This is a genomic window from Lysobacter sp. ISL-50 (assembly GCF_018612875.1).
Taxonomy (GTDB): domain Bacteria; phylum Pseudomonadota; class Gammaproteobacteria; order Xanthomonadales; family Xanthomonadaceae; genus Lysobacter.
In genome coordinates, this window is the sequence record NZ_JAGGRI010000042.1 from 535 (window position 1) to 18,663 (window position 18,129).

At 67.2% G+C, this 18,129-nt stretch carries 9 protein-coding genes; 7 read left to right on the top strand and 2 right to left on the bottom strand.

The genetic code is table 11. The features are described from left to right. Positions 1–321: 321 nt before the first annotated feature. Both J7J50_RS20975 and J7J50_RS20980 read right to left on the bottom strand, forming a co-directional pair. On the bottom strand, positions 322–1,905 hold the full coding sequence (locus J7J50_RS20975; RefSeq protein ID WP_215061264.1) for an oligopeptide:H+ symporter: 1,584 nt from the start codon (positions 1,903–1,905) through the stop codon (positions 322–324). A 313-nt stretch (positions 1,906–2,218) separates the two neighbouring features. Then, positions 2,219–3,094, bottom strand: a complete 876-nt coding sequence (locus tag J7J50_RS20980) for a tryptophan 2,3-dioxygenase family protein (protein WP_215061262.1) — start codon at positions 3,092–3,094, stop codon at positions 2,219–2,221. Between the two features lie 220 nt (positions 3,095–3,314). On the opposite strand from J7J50_RS20980, the gene J7J50_RS20985 reads away from it, so the two are divergent. From J7J50_RS20985 to J7J50_RS21015, 7 genes are all read left to right on the top strand, one after another. Next, positions 3,315–6,836 (top strand): lamin tail domain-containing protein, encoded by a 3,522-nt coding sequence (locus tag J7J50_RS20985; protein WP_215061260.1) that lies wholly within the window; start codon positions 3,315–3,317, stop codon positions 6,834–6,836. A gap of 261 nt (positions 6,837–7,097) precedes the next feature. Continuing rightward, positions 7,098–10,601, top strand: coding sequence for a pre-peptidase C-terminal domain-containing protein (locus J7J50_RS20990; RefSeq protein ID WP_215061258.1), 3,504 nt, complete (start codon positions 7,098–7,100; stop codon positions 10,599–10,601). Positions 10,602–10,760: 159 nt separating this feature from the next. After that, positions 10,761–14,252 carry a lamin tail domain-containing protein gene (locus J7J50_RS20995; protein WP_215061256.1) on the top strand — a complete coding sequence of 1,164 codons (3,492 nt, stop codon included), beginning with the start codon at positions 10,761–10,763 and terminating at the stop codon, positions 14,250–14,252. Between the two features lie 740 nt (positions 14,253–14,992). Next, a complete protein-coding gene (gene pdhA, locus J7J50_RS21000) occupies positions 14,993–16,066 on the top strand; it encodes a pyruvate dehydrogenase (acetyl-transferring) E1 component subunit alpha (RefSeq protein ID WP_215061254.1) in 1,074 nt (357 codons plus the stop codon). Next, positions 16,063–17,094 carry an alpha-ketoacid dehydrogenase subunit beta gene (locus J7J50_RS21005; RefSeq protein ID WP_215061251.1) on the top strand — a complete coding sequence of 344 codons (1,032 nt, stop codon included), beginning with the start codon at positions 16,063–16,065 and terminating at the stop codon, positions 17,092–17,094. Before pdhA ends, J7J50_RS21005 begins: the two co-directional genes overlap by 4 nt. Before the next feature lies 1 nt (position 17,095). After that, positions 17,096–17,452 carry an SH3 domain-containing protein gene (locus tag J7J50_RS21010; protein WP_215061245.1) on the top strand — a complete coding sequence of 119 codons (357 nt, stop codon included), beginning with the start codon at positions 17,096–17,098 and terminating at the stop codon, positions 17,450–17,452. 40 nt (positions 17,453–17,492) lie between these two features. After that, the coding region (locus tag J7J50_RS21015; protein ID WP_215097555.1) for a biotin/lipoyl-containing protein at positions 17,493–18,129 on the top strand (637 nt) is incomplete at its 3' end.

Below are 18,129 nucleotides of genomic sequence, written 5' to 3' on the forward strand. Positions count from 1 at the left end.
CGCAGTGGGCATCCTGCCCACGGCGAGACCCGGCGCACGTCCATGTGCGCCGCCCTCCGGGTGTCCCTGATCTCGCGAGTAACAAGCCGCGCCCAGCAACGGCAAAGACAGAGGCAAAGGCAAAGGCAAAGGCAAAGGCAAAGGCAAAAGCAAAGGCAAAATCTCAGCAACAGCTGCAAGTGCAGCTGCAAGTGCAAGTGCAAGTGCAAGTGCAGGTACAACAGCCGTAGCAGCCATCACCAATACCACCGCACCAAAAGAAAACGGCAGCCTGAGCTGCCGTTCTCCAACACAACGATCGCCGCAATCAGCGCAAGACGATCACTTCACCCCATGCATCAACTTCTGCACCAGCGGCGCGACCAGGAACAACAACAAACCCGCGCCCACCAGCACCATGAAGCCGAAACCGTAACCGGTCAGCGCCGTCGCCGTGCTCATGCCTTTCTCGCCGCTGACTTCGCCGGCGAAGATGCCCGACAGGTTGTTGCCGATGCCGGTGGACAGGAACCAGCCGCCCATGCCGAAACCGACCAGGCGCACCGGCGCCAGCTTGGTCACCATCGACAGGCCGATCGGCGACAGGCACAACTCGCCGACCGACTGGATCACGTAAACCATGAACAACGACCAGAACGGGATCTTGCCCGGCGCCGCGGCGAACGCGGAATCCGGCGACACCGACGGCGCCCACTTCAGCCACGACGGCAGGCTCTCAAGACCCATCGCCGGAACCACCAGCGGCGTCAGCACCACCACCAACAGCAGGAACGCCAGGCCGTTGAAGATCAGGCCCAGGCCGAACTTGCGCGGGATCGAGGGATTGGTGTTGCGCATCGCCACCCAGATCCAGGCGATGATCGGCGCCAGCGCGATGATCGCCAGCGAATTCACCGACTGGAACCAGGCGTTGGGGAACACGAAGCCGCCACTGAACTGCCGATCGACGATCTGGTCGGCGAGGAAGGTGAAGGAGCTGCCGGCCTGCTCGAAGAACATCCAGAACAGGATGTTGAAGGTGAAGATGATCAGCATCGCGATCACTTTGTCGCGCTGCGCCGAGCCTTCGCGGAAGCCTTCGAACAACAGCAGGCCGCACAGCGCCACGAACATCGCCAGCAACACCCACTGCAAGGTGCCGGCGCCGAGCGCGAGCAGGAAGTACACCACCGGGATCGCGGCCAGAGCGCCGAGGAACACGTACAGCACTTTCTGCTTGCCCTGGCTGTCGGCCGGCGGGCGGCCGATGCCTTCGAGCTGGCGGCGGCCGAACCAGAACCAGAACAGGCTGATCAGCATGCCCACGCCGGAGGCCAGGAACACCATCTTGTAGGCCGGCATCGCCGAGGTGCCGAACACCTGCTCGGCCAGCCAGCCGGTCAGGATCGGCGACAGGAAGCCGCCGAGGTTGATGCCCATGTAGAAGATGGTGAAACCCGAATCGCGGCGCTCATCGCCGACCGCGTAGAGCTTGCCGACCATGGTCGAGATGTTCGGCTTGAACAGGCCGTTGCCGCAGATGATCGTGGCCAGGCCGAACTTGAATACTTGTTCGTTCGGGAACGCAATCATGAACAAACCCGCGGACATGATCACCGCGCCCAGCAGGATCGAGCGCTGATACCCCAGCACGCGGTCGGCGATGTAGCCGCCGAAGATCGCCGCGGCATAGACCAGCGCCAGGTAGGCGCCGTAGATGCGGTTGGCCGGCGCCTGGCCGACGCCGTCGCCGCCGTAGAACTGAGCCACGATGTAGAGCACGAGCGCCCATCGGATGCCGTAGAAGGCGAAACGCTCCCAGAACTCGGTCATGAACAGCATCCACAGGGGCTTGGGATGCCCGAGTCGCTGTTCGAATTCCGGGATGGGCGCCTGGCCCTGGATGGATGTCGCGGCTCCGCTCATGCGGTGTCCCCTGTCGTGTGGAAACTGAATGAAAATCCCACGCCGACGGCACGGGTCGGGGAGATTTACCGGTGCGGACCGGTCCCGTCAAACCTTTGTGAAGCTTGGCGAGACGTGTTGCGGCGCAACATTCGCGCTCCTAAACCCCTGAATGGGGATGGATTTTGCGCGGCCGGATACGCGAAGTTCGGGGTTCGCGGCGTCTTCGTGCGGCGATCGGGTGACAACTGTCACGTTGGATCGGCTATGCAGCGGGTGCGGATCGGCGCGCGCGGGCGCAGTGCCGCCCGCTTCTGACCCGCGGCGCCTGGGTTCAATAGCTTCCGGAATCGCCCGCCAGACCGATGCTGGTGCGCACCTCGAACAGCTCCGGGAAGAAGGTCAGTTCCAGCGCCTGCTTGAGGAAGCCCACGCCGCTGGAGCCGCCGGTGCCGCGCTTGAAGCCGATGATGCGCATCACCGTGCGCATGTGGCGGAAGCGCCACAGCTGGAACTGGGTTTCCACGTCCACCAGGTCTTCGCACAGCGCGTACTCGCGCCAGTACACGTCGGTGTTTTCGTAGATGCGCTCGAACACCGGCTGCAAGGCCGGATCGCTGACGTGCGGATGGCGCCAGTCGCGGCGCAGGTGGGCGTCGGGAATGGCGTGGCCGAAGCGCGCGAGATACATCAGGAATTCGTCGTACAGGCTCGGCGAGGCCAGCGCCGTGTCCAGCGTGGCCTGGCCCTGCGGGTCGTGCGCGAACACGCGCAGCATCGCCTCGTTCTTGTTGCCGAGCATGAATTCGATGGTGCGGTACTGCAGCGACTGGAAACCCGACGACGGCCCCAGGGTCTCGCGAAAGCCCATGTATTCCGACGGCGTCAGGGTCTCCAGCACCGACCACTGCTCGGTCAGCTGGCGCAGCACCTGCTTGCAGCGCGACAGCACTTTCTGGCATTGCCAGACCTGATCCAGGCGCAGGTGTTCGATCGCCGCGCGCAGTTCGTGGATGATCAGCTTCATCCACAGCTCCGACACCTGGTGCTGGATGATGAAGAGCATCTCGTCGTGATGGCTCGGCTGCGACAAGGGCTGCTGCGCCGCGAGCAGTTTGTCCAGCTGCAGATAGCCGCCGTAAGTGATGCGTCCGTGCAGGTCGGTATGGATACCGCTTTCCAGTTCGCGCTGGTTCTTCTCGACGGACATCGGCGGGGCTCGCGGCAGGGGCGCAAAGCGTAGCGCATCCGTCCCGGCGCGGGGGTCTCGGACACGGCAACGCTGTGTGCTCAAGTGACGTGCTTGCCATGACGCTTTTCGTGCGAATTCGCGGGTATTGCGACACCCCGTCGGCATAATCGCTGGGCCCGCCCGACGCGACACAAGGCCGTGTCGTCCTGTCCGCGGCGCGCTACTAAAGGGGAAACTCATGCATGCACTCGCCAACCGCGCACTCGCGACGGGTATCGCTTTGGCCCTGGCCGGCCCGGCCGGGGCCCAGGTCGTCGTCTCTCAGGTCTACTCAGGCGCCGGCAACACCAGCTCCGGCTATATCGCCGACTTCATCGAGCTGCACAACAACAGCAATGCCGCGGTCGACCTCGGCGGCTGGAGCGTGCAATACGCCGAGTTCGGCGCCAATTGGCAGCGCACGCCGCTGAGCGGCAGCATTCCGGCCGGCGGCTTCTATCTGGTCCGCCAACGCAGCGGCACCGGCGGCCGCAGCCTGCCCAGCGCCAACGCCACCGGTTCCATCTCGATGGCGACCAGCGCCGGCAAGGTCGCGCTGGTCGCCAACAACAGCCCGCTCAACCTCGCCTGCCCGACCGGCCTGATCGACTTCGTCGGTTACGGCTCGGCCGATTGCGCCGAAGGCGCGCAGCCGGTCGCGGCCGTCACCGGTGCGCTGCAATCGCAGTTGCGCAAACACAACGGTTGCACCGACAGCCAGTCCAACGCCGCCGACTTCACCGTCGGCACCACCACGCCGCGCAACGCGTCCTCGACGCGTTACGTGTGTCCGCCGCCGCCGGCGAAGCTGTCGGTCGAGGCGATCAGCCAGCCCGAAGGCCATCTGGGCACCACGCCGTTCGTGTTCGAACTGCGCCTGGATCGCCCCGCCGGCCCGGGCGGCGTGGACTGGAGCGCCTTCAGCAACGGCGGCACCGCCACCAGCGGCGAGGACTATCAGACCATCAATCTGAACGGCCGGATCGAGCCGGGGCAGATCAGCGGCGCCTTCACCCTGCCGGTGCGCGCCGATGGCGTGGCCGAGGCGGACGAAACCGTCTCGATCCAGGTCAAGGCCCTGCGCGGTGCGGTGACGGCCAACGGCGACTATCTCAACACCCAGGCGACCATCCTCGACGACGACACCGGCGCGCCGCCGCCGCGCATGACGGTCAATCGCGCCGAAGGCGCCGAAGGCCATCGCGACTATCGCGCCCTGGCGTTCCAACTCAACCTCGATCGCCCGGCCGGCCCAGGCGGGGTGAAGTGGCGCGCGACCACGGTCTCGGGCGGCAGCGCCACCGCGGTGGACGACTATCAGCCGGTCAACGCCAGCGGCACGATCCCCGAAGGCCAGGCGCAGGCGCGCTTCGACCTGCTGGTGCGCGGCGATGCCCGCCACGAGCCGGACGAAACGGTGAAGGTGCAGGTCGACATTCTCTCCGGCGCGTTCGCGGACGAAAACGGCGGCACGCGCCTGGATACCGAGGCGCTGATCGTCGATGACGATCCGGTGCTCACCGCGATCCACGACATCCAGGGCGCGGGCGAGCGCTCGCCGATGATCGGCCGCGTCGTCCACGCTGAAGGCATCGTCACCGCGGTAGTGTCGCAGGGCGTGTTCCTGCAGGCACCGGCGAGCGAAACCGACGCCGATCCGCAGACCTCCGAGGGCGTGTTCGTCAAAACTCGCGACGGAGCGCAGGAAATACTGGTGGGTTGGCGCATGCGCGCATCCGGTTCGGTCGCCGAGCTGTACGGCCCCGGCGATCATCCGCAACGCGGTTCGATGACCGCGATCGACGGTGCGACCTTGGAAAGCATCGCCGTGCCCAATGGCCTGCCGCCGGTGACGGATCAACCGTTGCTGAGCGGTGTGACCGGTTATGAAGCGCTCGAAGGCATGAGGGTAAAGCTCGGCGAATCGCTGGTGGTCGGGCCGACCGGTGCGTTCGACTACGGCGCCTCGCGTCCGGCCAGCGACGGACGGTTCTACGTGGTCGATGGCCCGGTCGATACGACGCCGCCGGTGCGCGAGATGGGCAGCGCGTTGCCGGCGCTGCAGAACGGCCAGCCGGTGGGCTGGCTGCCGCGTTGGGACGGCAATCTGGAAGTGCTCGGCGTGGACAGCAACGACGCTCACTCGCAAGCCCTCGATGTCAGCGTCGGCGCGCGCGTGCTTGGCATCGTCGGGCCGTTGGATCAACGCAGCGGGCGCTACACGGTGATCCAGCAGAACACCGCTACGATCCACCTGCTGACGCCGGCGCGACAGCCGGCGGGCGTTGAGGCCGGCGACGATGCGCAGGCGCCGATCGAGATCGCCCATTACGATCTGGGCGCGCTGTACGACGTCGTCAGCCCGCCCAACTCGGGGCAGCCGCACACGGATCCGTATGCGTTGTACGACCGTCTGCTCGTCATCGCCACAGGCGTGGTCGATTCGCTGCGCGCGCCCGACATCGTCGCGGTCAGCGGCTTCGAGAATCTGGCCTTGTTGCAGCAACTGGCGCAGATGAGCAACGAGCGCGCGGTCGCCGATGGCCTGCCCGATCCGCTGTATCGCCCGGTGCTGATCGACGCGCCCGATCCGTTGCAGACGCAGATCGGTTTCCTGGTCCGCGGCGATCAACGCCAGGCGTCGTCGCGCGTGGTGGTCGAGCGCACCGAGCAACTCGCCCGCGACGATCGCTACGAGTTTCCGTGGGGCGAATCGCTGCGTGTGTTCGAGCAACCGCCGCTGGCGATGGACGTGAGCGTGCATGGCGACCGCGGCCGCTTCGATGCGCGCATCGTGCTGGTCAAGCTCGCGCCGATCGCCGGCAGCCAGGCCGACAGCCGCGACGGCGAACGCCTGCGTCTGCGCCGTCACGCCCAGGCCGAGTACATCGCGCAATGGGCGCAGCAGCACCAGCAAAGCGAGAACGCGTTGCCGCTGTTGTTGCTCGGCGATCTGCAGGCGCATGCCTTCAGCGATGCCTTCACCGATCCCTACGGCACCCTGCTCGGACAGCCCAGCGATCCCTTGTGGACCCTGGTGCCGGGCGACGGTGTCGATCGGGTCGAGCCGAACCTGATCGATGTGGATACGTTCAGTCCCGTGGGCGAACGCTATTCCTCCATCGTCGAAGGCACGCGCCAGGAACTGCAGCACGCGCTGATCGACGAACGCATGGTCGCGGCGGTGGATTCGGTGCAGGTGCAGCGCGCGCGCATCAACTCCGCGTTCCCGCTCAGCTGGTCTTTCTCCGGTTCGCCGATGCGCGGCTCGGATACCGATCCGCTGCATCTGCGGCTGGTGCCGCGCTCGCACGCCGACCTCAACCTGTGGACCACCGCGGCGCAGACCGCGGTCGCCGGGCAGGAGCTGGAGTACCAGATCGGCCTGCAAAATCGCGGCCCCGACATCGCCCGCAACGTCGGCCTGGGGCTGGCGTGGTCGCAAGTCGTGGGCGAGGTGCGGGTGACCGCGCCTGCGGGCTGGGCCTGCGAGCGCGAGCGCGTGGAGGCCGGACGCACCAGCGTGGCCTGCTCGCTCGCGCTGCTGGCGCCGGGTTACAACGGGCAGCAGGAGGTCTTGCGCGTGTTCGTGCCGACGCTGGCCGAACAGGCCGGCACCGGCCTGGATCTAGCGGTCTCGGCGACCTCGCAGGCGGCCGAATCCCAGCCTGGGGACAACGGCGCCCAGGCCACGACGTTGTTGACCGCGCCGCAGCCCTGACCGGGGCGGCTTGCGGCGGCGCCTGCCGGCGCCGCCGCTTCCACGCGAAGACGGCATTAGACGTGCCGCGCCGCAGCATCTCACTGGCTGAATACGCACCGCCACGATGCCGGGCGGGCCTCGCCGGCACCGATGCGGCAGCCCGGGTGTGGCGCGGATCATGCGAAGTCATCGCACTGCAACGCCAGAAAGTGAGTATTGGTGCACAATCCAGCCGTCTGCGACCGGGGAGGTCGGGCAGACGCTCACTTGGGGAACAACATGGACAAGCGCACGAGCCGCCTTTTGGCGGCGGTGGTATTGGCCTTCGCCGCGGCCGGTTCGGCGCAGGCGCAGGTCGTTATCAGTCAGGCTTCGGGTGCCGGCGGCAACGGCGGCGCCCAGTACAAAAGCGATTTCATCGAACTGCATAACAACGGCGCCAGCGCGGTCGATCTGACCGGCTGGAGCGTGCAATACGCCTCGGCCACCGGTTCGGGCTGGGCGACCGCCATCACCACGCTGAGCGGCTCGATCGCGCCCGGCGGCTATTACCTGATCAAGCAGTCCGACGGCGCCGGCAGCCAGCCGCCGCTGCCGACTCCGGACGCGACCGGCACCATTCTCATGGGCGCGGCCAGCTTCAAGATAGCGCTGGTCAACAACTCCACGGCGTTGAGCGGCACCTGCCCGGGCAACGTCGTCGATTTCCTCGGCGTCGGCACCGCCAACTGTTCGGAAGGCAACGCGCCGACCGCCGCGGCCAGCAACACCACCGCCGCGGTGCGCAACAACAACGGCTGCGCCGATACCAATAACAACGCCGCCGATTTCGCCCTGGTCGCACCGACGCCGCGCAACAGCGCCTCGCCGGTGTTCATGTGCAGCGGCGGCAATCAGCCGGTGCTGACGATCGCCGACGTCTCGCTCGACGAAGGCAACAGCGGCACCACTTCATTCGTGTTCACCCTGAGCTTGAGCCAGCCGGCCGGCGCCGGCGGCGTGGCCTGGTCGGCCTCGACCCTTGACGGCACCGCGACCGCGGGCAGCGACTACGCCGCCTTGGCGGCCCTGACCGGCACCATCGCCGAAGGCCAGAGCAGCGCGACCGTCGCCGTCGACGTCAGCGGCGACACCGTCCAGGAAGCCAGCGAGACCTTCAAGCTGCGCGTGCAGGTCACCAGCGGCGGCCTGCCGGTCCCGCCGGCCTTCGCCGAAGCCACCGCGACTATCGTCAACGACGACGTCGTCATCGTTCCGATCCACGACATCCAGGGCAACGGCGCCACCTCGCCGCTGACCGGTCAGATCGTCACCACCGAAGGCGTGGTCACCGGGCGCAAGAGCAACGGCTTCTTCATCCAGGCCAGCGACGCCGACGCCGATGCCGATCCGGCCACCTCCGAAGGCGTGTACGTGTTCACCAGCACCACGCCGACCGCGGCGGCCACGGTGGGCAACCGCGTGCGCGTGAGCGGCACCGTGGTCGAATTCATCCCGACCACCGACCTGGGCCAGCTGCCGCTGACCGAGCTGAGCTTCGCCACTTACAGCCAGACCGGCACCGCATCGTTGCCGGTTCCGGTGGTGTTGCCGCAGGTGCTGCCGACCTCGCCGCTCGACGCGCTGGAGCGCTTCGAAGCGATGCGCGTGTCGATTCCCAGCTTCACCGTGACCGCGCCGACCAAGGGCAGCACCAACGAGCCCAACGCCACCGGCTCCAGCAACGGCATCTTCCATGGCGTGATCGGCAACCTGCCGCGTCCGTTCCGCGAGCCGGGCATCCAGCCGGGCACGGCGATCCCGGGCGGCGGCACTTCGCCGCCGATCCCGCGCTGGGACGGCAACGCCGAACTGATGACCGTGGACAGCGACGCGCTCGGCGCGCCGAAGCTGGAAGTGGCCAACGGCGCGGTGATCACCGGCATGACCGGTCCGCTGGATTACGGCTTCCGCCGCTACACCCTGCTGGTCGATCCGGCCTCGACGGTCAACGTGACCCCGGGCCCGGCGCCGCACGCGGCGGTGGAGACGGTCGATCCCAGTGCGGTCTCGGTGGCCGGCTACAACCTGGAGCGGTTCTTCGATACCGCAAACGATCCCAATACCGACGATCCGGTCCTCACCGCCGCGGCTTACGACCAGCGCAAGAAGAAAGCCTCGCTGGGCATCCGCGATTACCTCAAGACCCCGGACATCCTCGGCGCGGTCGAAGTCGAAAACCTGACCACGCTGCAGGATCTGGCCGCGCGCATCAACGCCGACGCGGTCGCCGCGAGCCAGCCGAATCCGAACTACGTCGCTTACCTGATGGAAGGCAACGACATCGGCGGCATCGACGTGGGTTATCTGGTCAAGACCGCCGAAGTCCTGCCGGGCAAACCGCGCGTGGAAGTGCTGTCGGTTACTCAGATCGGCAAGGACACGCAGTGGACCGATCCGACCGGCTCGACCAAGCCGCTCAACGATCGTCCGCCGCTGGCTCTGGACGCGATCGTGCATTACGCCGACGGCCGTGATTTCCCGATCAGCGTGGTGCTGGTGCACCAGCGTTCGCTCAACGATGTCGATACCGAAGACGCGCAGAACTCCGGCGATCGCGTTCGCCGCAAGCGTCAGGCGCAGGCCGAGTTCCTCGCCACCTACCTCAACCAGCGCCAGACCGATAACCCGGCCACGCGCTTGCTGGTGCTGGGCGACTTCAACGCGTTCGAGTTCAACGACGGCTATGTCGATGCAATGAACGTGGTCGCCGGCACGCCTACCCCGGACAACGAGACCGTGGTCCCGGGCGACGGCGTCGATCTGGTCGATCCGAACCTGATCAACCTGGCCAGCATCTCCGACCCGAGCGAGCGTTATTCCTTCGTGTTCGACGGCAATGCGCAAAGCCTGGATCACGTGCTGGTCAACGAGGAAATGGTGGTCAGCACCGGCTCGATCCAGCTCGCCCACGCGCGCATCAACGCCGACTATCCGGAGGTCAACCGCAACCTGGCCGACTCGCCCTCGCGCCTGTCCGATCACGACCCGGTGGTGACGTATCTGGTGCCGCGCGAAATCGCCGATCTGGGCGTGACCGCGGCCGCCAACGCCGCCACGGTTCAAGTCGGCCAGAGCTACGGCTATTCGGTGGTCGCGAGCAACCACGGCCCGGGCCGCGCCGACGCGGTCGGCGTGGGCTTCGCCCTCGACGCCGAAGTGCCGTCGCTGACGGTCACCGCGCCGAACGCGAGCTGGACCTGCGATGCGCCGCAGATCGCCAACGGCAAGACTTCGGTGGCGTGCGACATCGCGCAACTGGCGGCCAACGACAGCGCCACGTTCGCGCTGTCGGCCACCGCCACCGCCGATCTGGCCGGCAAGAGCGTCACGCTCGCCGTCGCCGGCACCACGACCTCGCAGGACACCGTGACCGGCAACGACGCCGCCGAAGCTTCGGTAGCGATTACCGCGCCGGGCAGCGATGCCACGCCGATCGCCAACTCCGAAATCGTCCGCGTCGCCGGTGACGCCGGTCAGGCCAAGGTGTATCGGATCGACATCCCGGCCGGCGCACGCAACCTGCGAGTCATCACTCAAGGCGGCACCGGCGATGTCTCGCTGTACCTCAAGCGCGGCGCGCCGGCGACCACCAGCGATTACGACCTGCGCTCGATCCGGACCGGCAATAACGAAGTGGTGTTCACCACCAATCCGCAAGCCGGAACCTGGTACATCACCGTGCTCGGCGGCGCGGCCGCATTCAGCCGCGTAACGCTGTTGCCGACCTTCGTCGTCCCTTGATCTGACTTGCGGCGAACGCCCCCTCAAGACCCCGGCCTGGCGCCGGGGTCTTTTTTGCCCGCGACGCGCCGATCGGCACCCAAACATCGCCATTTTTGAGACGTACATCATGCAAAATCGGTCTCCCAACGGAAGGTCCGGCGGGCAAAAGGGAGTTACATGAACAAGTCAGGGGGCCGCCTGCTGGCGGCAGCGCTGGCCTTCGCCGCGGCCGGATCGGCCCAGGCGGAGGTCGTCATCAGTCAGGTCTACAGCGGCGGAGGCAGTGCCGGCGCCAGCTTCAAAAGCGATTTCATCGAGTTGCACAACAACGGCGACACCGCGGTCAACCTCAGCGGCTGGAGCGTCCAGTACAACATCGCCGCCAGCACCTTCGCCTGGCAGCGCACCGCGCTCAGCGGCTCCATCGCGCCCGGCGGCTACTATCTGATCAAGCAGGGCGACGGCAGCGCCGACACCCCCGCCCTGCCGACGCCCGATGCGATCGGCACCATCCAGATGCAGACCAGCGGCGGCAAGGTGCTGCTGGTGAATCACAACAGCGCGCTCACCGGCGCCTGCCCGTCGCCGCGCATCGATGCCCTGGGCATCAGCACCACCGCGACCTGTTCGGAAACCAGGCCGCTCGCCACGACGCTGGGCGTGACCACCGCCGCCGCGCGCAAGGACGGCGGCTGCAACGACACCGGCGACAACAGCCTGGATTTCGAAGTGGCCGTGCCGGCGCCGCGCAACAACGCCTCCGCGCCGCGCCTGTGCAGCGGCGGCCTGCCGTCGCTGACGGTGCAGGACGCGGCGGTGGATGAAGGCAATGCCGGCCAGACCGCGGCGGCCGTGACCGTCCGCCTGGACCGTCCGGCCGGCGCCGGCGGCGTCAGCTTCCAGTACGTCACCCGCGACGGTACCGCCACGGCCGGTTCGGACTACGTCGCGCAAACCGCCGGCAGCGCGACCATTGCCGCGGGCCAGAGCGAAGTCAGCGTGATCGTGCCGGTGCTCGGCGACACCACACCGGAACCGAACGAAACCCTGTTCGTCGATCTGAGCAACATCGTCGGCGCCAGCGGCACGGACATCAGCGGCCAGATCACGATCCGGAACGATGATGTGACCATCACGCCGATCGGCGCCGTGCAGGGGCCTGGTGAGGTATCGCCGCTCAACGGCAGATTGGTGACCATCGAAGGCATCGTCACCGGCCGCAAGGACGATGGTTTCTTCGTGCAGACGCCCGATGGCGCGGACGATCAGAATCCGGCCACTTCCGAAGGCATCTTCGTGTTCGTCGGCTTCGCGCCGCCGGCCGCGGCGACAACCGGCAATCTGGTCCGCGTCACCGGCACCGTGGTCGAGTTCGTGCCGACCGCCGACCTGGATCAGGCGCCCCGGACTCAGATCGGCGGCTCACCCAGCATCGTCTTTCTCACCGACCAGACGACGCTGCCCGCACCCGTGTATGACAACGCCGCGCTCGCCACCGGCAATCTCGAACGTTACGAAGGTATGCGCATCTACGTCGCCAACCTGACCGTGTCAGGGGCGGCCAAGGGCGCGCTCAACGAAGCTGAGGCCAGCACGACCACCAATGGGGTGTTCTACGGCACGACGGACAGCCCGCGACCGTTCCGCGAAGAGGGCTATAGAGCCGGCGATCCGCAGCCGCCCGGAGGCGATAATCCGCAGTGGGATTTCAATCCTGAATTGATCGCGGTGGACAGCGACGCGCTGGGCTACAACAAACTCGACTTGGGCTATCGAACGCATGTTCTGCAGTTCAAGGGCATCCTCGATTACAGCGCTCGCCGCTATACGGTGTTGATGGACCCCGACACCATGCCCGACTTCCAGCGACCGTTTTTGGAAGATCAGCCCATCGCCGCGGCTGCCGGGCAAGCCGATATCGCTGACGGTCCGGGGGTCGCCGTGGCGATGTATCCGTCGCTGCGTTTGTTCGATGCCAGCAACGATCCGGCCATCGCCGAACCCGTGCTGACATCGAGCGCGCTCGACCGCCGTCTGAGCAAGGCGTCGCTGGGCATTCGCGATTATCTCAAGCTGCCGGACATTCTCGGACTGAGCGACGTCGAGAACCTCGCCACCCTGCAAGCCTTGGCCACGCGCATCAACAACGATGCGACGGCCGCGGGTCAAGCCAACCCTCAGTACACGGCGCATCTGCTCGAAGGCAACGACGCGCTCGGCCTGGACCCGGGTTATCTGGTCAAGACCGCGGACGTGTTGCCGGGCAAGCCGCGCGTGGAAGTGGTGTCGATCGCGCAACTCGGCAAGGACACGGTCTGGGTGGATCGCACCGGCAACACCGCCGTGCTCAACGATCGCCCGCCGCTGGTGCTCGATGCGGTCGTGCACTACGCCGACGGCCGCGACTTTCCGCTCAGCACGGTGCTGGTGAATCAACAGTCCGCCGACGGCATCGTGCCCAACGACTTGAACGGCGAAAACCTGCGGCTCAAGCGCCAGCGTCAGGCCGAGTTCCTGGCCGGCTATGTCAACCAGCGCCAGATCAACGAACCGGCCACCCGCCTGATCGTGCTGGGCGATTTCAACGCGCCGCAGTTCAACGACGCCTATGCCGACGTGGTCAACGTCGTGACCGGCACACCCAGCCTGGACGAAACCACGGCGGTGCCGGGCGATGGCGCGGATCTGGTCGAGCCGAACCTGATCAATCTCGTCGGCATCGCGCCGGCGCGCGATCGCTATACCTCGACCTTCGAAGGCAACGCGCAAAGCCTGGATCACATGCTGGTCAACGAAACCATGGTCGCCGCGACGACCGCGATCGAGTTCGGCCACGCACGCATCAATGCCGATTTCCAGGAGTTCAAACGCACGCTGGCCGACTCGCCCTTGCGCCTGTCCGATCGCGATCCGACCGTGGCTTACCTGATCCCGCCGCCGCTGGCGGACCTGGGCGTCGCCGCGACCGCCAACGCCGCGAGCGTGAGCGCCGGCCAAAACTACGGCTTCGCGGTCACCGCCACGAATCACGGCCCCGGCCGGGTGCATGCGCCGGGCATCGGTTTCGCACTGGACGCCGAAGTCCCGTCGCTCGCCGTCGTGCCGCCGGACGCAAGCTGGACGTGCGCCGCGCCGCAGATCGCGAACGGCAAGACCTCGGTGGCATGCAGCGCGGCGCAATTGGCGCCGAACGCCAGCGCCGCCTTCGCGGTGTCGGCCACCGCTACCGCGGAACTGACCGGCAAAAGCGTCAAACTCGCGGTCTCCGGCGCCACCAGGTCGCAAGATACCGTGACGGCCAACGATGCGGCCGAAGCGTCGGTGGCGATTACCGCACCGGGCGGCGACGCCACGCCGATCGCCAGCGGCGACGTGGTGACCGGCATCGCCGGCGGCGCCGGTGAGGCGCGCGTGTACAAGATCGAAGTCCCGTCCGGGGCGCGCTCGCTTCGCATCATGACGCTCAGCGGCCGTGGCGACATTACCTTGTACGCCAAGCGCGGCGTTCCCGCTGCGCCGAGCAGTTACGACTTCATCTCGGCCAACAGCGACAACAACGAACTGATCTTCGTGACCTCGCCGCAAGCCGGAACCTGGTTCATCACGCTGCAGGGCGGCGCTGCCGCCTTCGACCGCGTGACCCTGCGTCCGAGCGTTTCCGGCCCCTGAACCACCGGTCCGACGCTGTTGCAGTTCGCAAGTCCAGACCCCGGCCCAGTGCCGGGGTCTTTTTTTCCGCAGCGCTTCGGTCGGCCACTTGAATACAGGCGATGCATCCGGCGCGGCGATTCTTGGATGCAGTCAACGACCCGGCCATCGCCAAGTTGGCCGTCATTCGAAAACTCACCCAGGCAAGACCTGAGCGATGCACCAGCGGGTTCAAAGCCATCCATCGCCATGCCATCGATATCCATACCGCTGCGTCCTGACCCACCCAGCGCACAAACCGCGGCAAGTTCACGCTCCGATTCGGCATGTCGTCATGCGTTTCCGCATTCCCGATCCACGCCGCTGCACCACGCGCGGATCGCAGCGAACCACGCGGCCATCCGCCCGCGTTCCTCGCGCAAGTAGCGACCGGCAAAGAGAAATCCCGCGAAACCGGCGATGCGCGCGCCGCGCACGGTTATTGCTGAACCGCTTCGGCGCGCACAGTTCGACCGCGACGCCTAGCGGTTTTCGCCCCGCAATGCATGCCGCAGCGCGCAACGGCGCTTAACGCGGGTTTCGGTATCATTCGCGCCAGACGCGGCACCCCGCCAGGGTGTCGCGGCTTTAGCCCGGCCCGGAACTACCCGCTGTAATCGCGGTCTCCGGACCCAGCCGTCTGAAGCTGACCAGCGCGCCCGGCACTGGATCCGGGACCGGAACGATTCGGACCTCATCCCCACCCGTGAGGACCTTCCGCGATGACCGTCGCCGCGACGTTCGAAATCGAATATCTCCAATACCTCGGCGCGGACGGCAAACCCGTCGCCGAGATTCCCGCCGCGTTCAAGGACGCCAACACGCTGCTGCCGCTGTTCAAGCAGATGCTGTTCGTGCGCACCTTCGATACCAAGGCCATCGCTTTGCAACGCACCGGCAAGCTCGGCACCTACGCCGCCTGCCTGGGCCACGAAGCCACCCATGTCGGCATCGGCGGCTCGATGCTGCCCGACGACGTGTTCGCGCCGAGTTATCGCGAATACGGCGCCCAGTTCATGCGCGGCGTGCAACCGCGCGAAGTGCTGCTGTATTGGGGCGGCGACGAGCGCGGCAACGACTTCGCCGGTCCGCGCAAGGACTTCGCCTGGTCGGTGCCGATCTCCACCCAATGCCTGCATGCCGCCGGCGCGGCGCTGGCGTTCAAGCTGCGCAAGGAAACCAACCTCGCCGTGGCCTGCTGCGGCGACGGCGGTTCGTCGAAGACCGACTTCTACGCCGCGCTCAATTCCGCCGGCGCCTACCAATTGCCGCTGATCCTGTGCGTAATCAACAACGGCTGGGCGATCTCGGTGCCGCGCTCGGCGCAGACCGGCGCCAAGACGCTGGCGCAAAAGGGCCTGGCCGGCGGCCTGCATTGCCTGCAGGTGGACGGCAACGATCTGATCGCCGTGCTCGAAGGCATGCGCCGCGCCGCGGAACTGGCGCGCAGCGGCCAGGGCGGCAGCGTGATCGAGTTCATGACCTACCGCCTGCACGATCACACCACCGCCGACGACGCGCGCCGCTACCGCGACGATGCCGAAGTCAAGGATGCATGGACGCGCGATCCGATGCCGCGCCTGCGCACCTATCTCACCGATCAGGGCGTGTGGAACGAAGAACTCGAAAAAGCCTGGGCGCAGGAATGCGGCAAGAAGGTCGATATCGAGATCAACGCCTACCTGGAAACGCCGGTGCAGCCGGTCGAGGCCATGTTCGATTATCTCTACGCCGACATGCCGGCGGATCTGCAGGCGCAGCGCGCCGAAGTACTTGCTCTGGAGGGTCGTCGATGAACGTCGCGACGAAAGCCAACGTGGATACGAGTCAGCCGGTGGCCACGCCCGCCGCGATCACCCTGATCGAAGCGATCACGCAGGCGCTCGCCTACGAGATGCGCCACGACGACAGCGTGCTGGTGCTCGGCGAAGACGTCGGCGTCAACGGCGGCGTATTCCGCGCCACCGCCGGCCTGCAGCAGATTTTCGGCAGCGAGCGCGTGCTCGACACGCCGCTGGACGAAACCACCATCGCCGGCCTCACCGTCGGCCTGGCCGCGCAGGGCATGAAGCCGGTGGCCGAAGCGCAGTTCGACGGCTTCGTCTATCCGATGCTCGATCACATCATCTGCCACGCCGCGCGCTTCCGTCACCGCACCCGCGGCCGCCTGACCTGCCCGATGGTGCTGCGAGTGCCGTGGGGCGGCGGTATCCGCGCGCCGGAACATCACAGCGAAGCCAACGAAGCCTTGTTCACCAACGTGCCGGGCCTGCGCGTGGTGCTGCCGTCCTCGCCCGCGCGCGCCTACGGCCTGCTGCTGGCGGCGATCCGCGATCCGGACCCGGTGATCTTCTACGAACCCAAGCGCATCTACCGCCAGTACAAGGAAGTGGTCGCCGACGACGGCGAAGCGCTGCCGCTGGACGTGTGCTACGTGCTGCGCGACGGCAGCGACATCACCCTGGTCAGCTGGGGCGCGCAGGTCAAGGAAACCCTGGAGGCGGCGGAGAAACTCGCCGGCGAAGGGATCAGCGCGGAAGTGATCGACGTCGCCACGCTCAAGCCGCTGGACTTCGCCACCATCGCCGAATCGGTGGCCAAGACCGGCCGCTGCGTGATCGTGCACGAAGCCCCGCGCACCGCCGGCTTCGGCGCCGAGATCGCCGCGCGCCTGGCCGAGGAGTCGATGTACGACCTGCTCGCGCCGGTCGAGCGCGTCACCGGCTACGACACCCACATCCCGCTGTTCCGCCTGGAGATGAAGTACCTGCCCAGCGTCGACAAGATCGTCGCCGCGGCCAAGCGCGCGCTCGGCCACGGCTGACATGCGCGCGCTCGTCGTCGCCGACTATCGCACCCGGCATCACGATCCCATCCGCTTCGAGGCGGGTGAGATCGTGCAGTTGGGCGAGCGCGACGAGGAGTGGCCCGCCTTCGTCTGGACCCGCGTCGCCGACGGCCGCGCCGGCTGGGCGCCGTGCGATCTGCTGCGCCCGCTGGACGCCGGACGCGCCGAGGCCTTGAGCGGTTACGACGCGCGCGAGCTCGACGTTTCCGCCGGCCAGTCGCTGCGGCTGCTCGACGAACTCGGCGGCTGGTGGTGGGCGCAACGCGAACCCGACGGCGCGCAGGGCTGGGTGCCCGCGCGCCATCTGCAAATCCTCCGAGACGACGCGTCGTGACGCCGCGTCGCCCTCCCTTCTTTCAGAGACGATCCCGTTTATGAGCGATACCAAGACCTTCCTGCTTCCCGACCTCGGCGAAGGCCTGCCCGACGCGACCATCGTCGAATGGGCGGTCAAGGTCGGCGACACGATCCGCCTCGACGACACCCTGGTGTCGATGGAAACCGCCAAGGCGGTGGTGGAAGTGCCTTCGCCCGTGTCGGGCAAGGTGCTCAAGCTCGCCGGCGCCGCCGGCGATATCGTCGTCACCGGCACGATGCTGGCCGAGTTCGAACTCGATCCCAGCCAGCCGCAGCGCGCCGACGGCCAAGATACGGGACATCACCACGGCGGCGGTCATGCGCCGGCACCTCAAGCGCCGGCCGCGTCCGCCGAACCGGCCGCGGCGGCGAAAGCCGCCGAAGGCGGCGAACGCGCCGACAGCGGCACCGTGGTCGGGGCGATGCAATCCTCCGACGCCGTGCGCAGCGAACAGGCGGTCGCGGTCGGCGGGGTCAAGGCGATGCCGGCGGTGCGCGCGCTCGCGCGCAAGCTCGGCGTCGATCTGAGCCGCGTGCGCGCCACCGGCGTTGATGGCGTGGTCAGCAACGACGACGTCAAGCGCGCCGCCGCCGACGGTTCGGCCAAGATCGGCGCGGCCCCGGCCGCCGCGGTCGCGGCGCCCACGCGCGCGC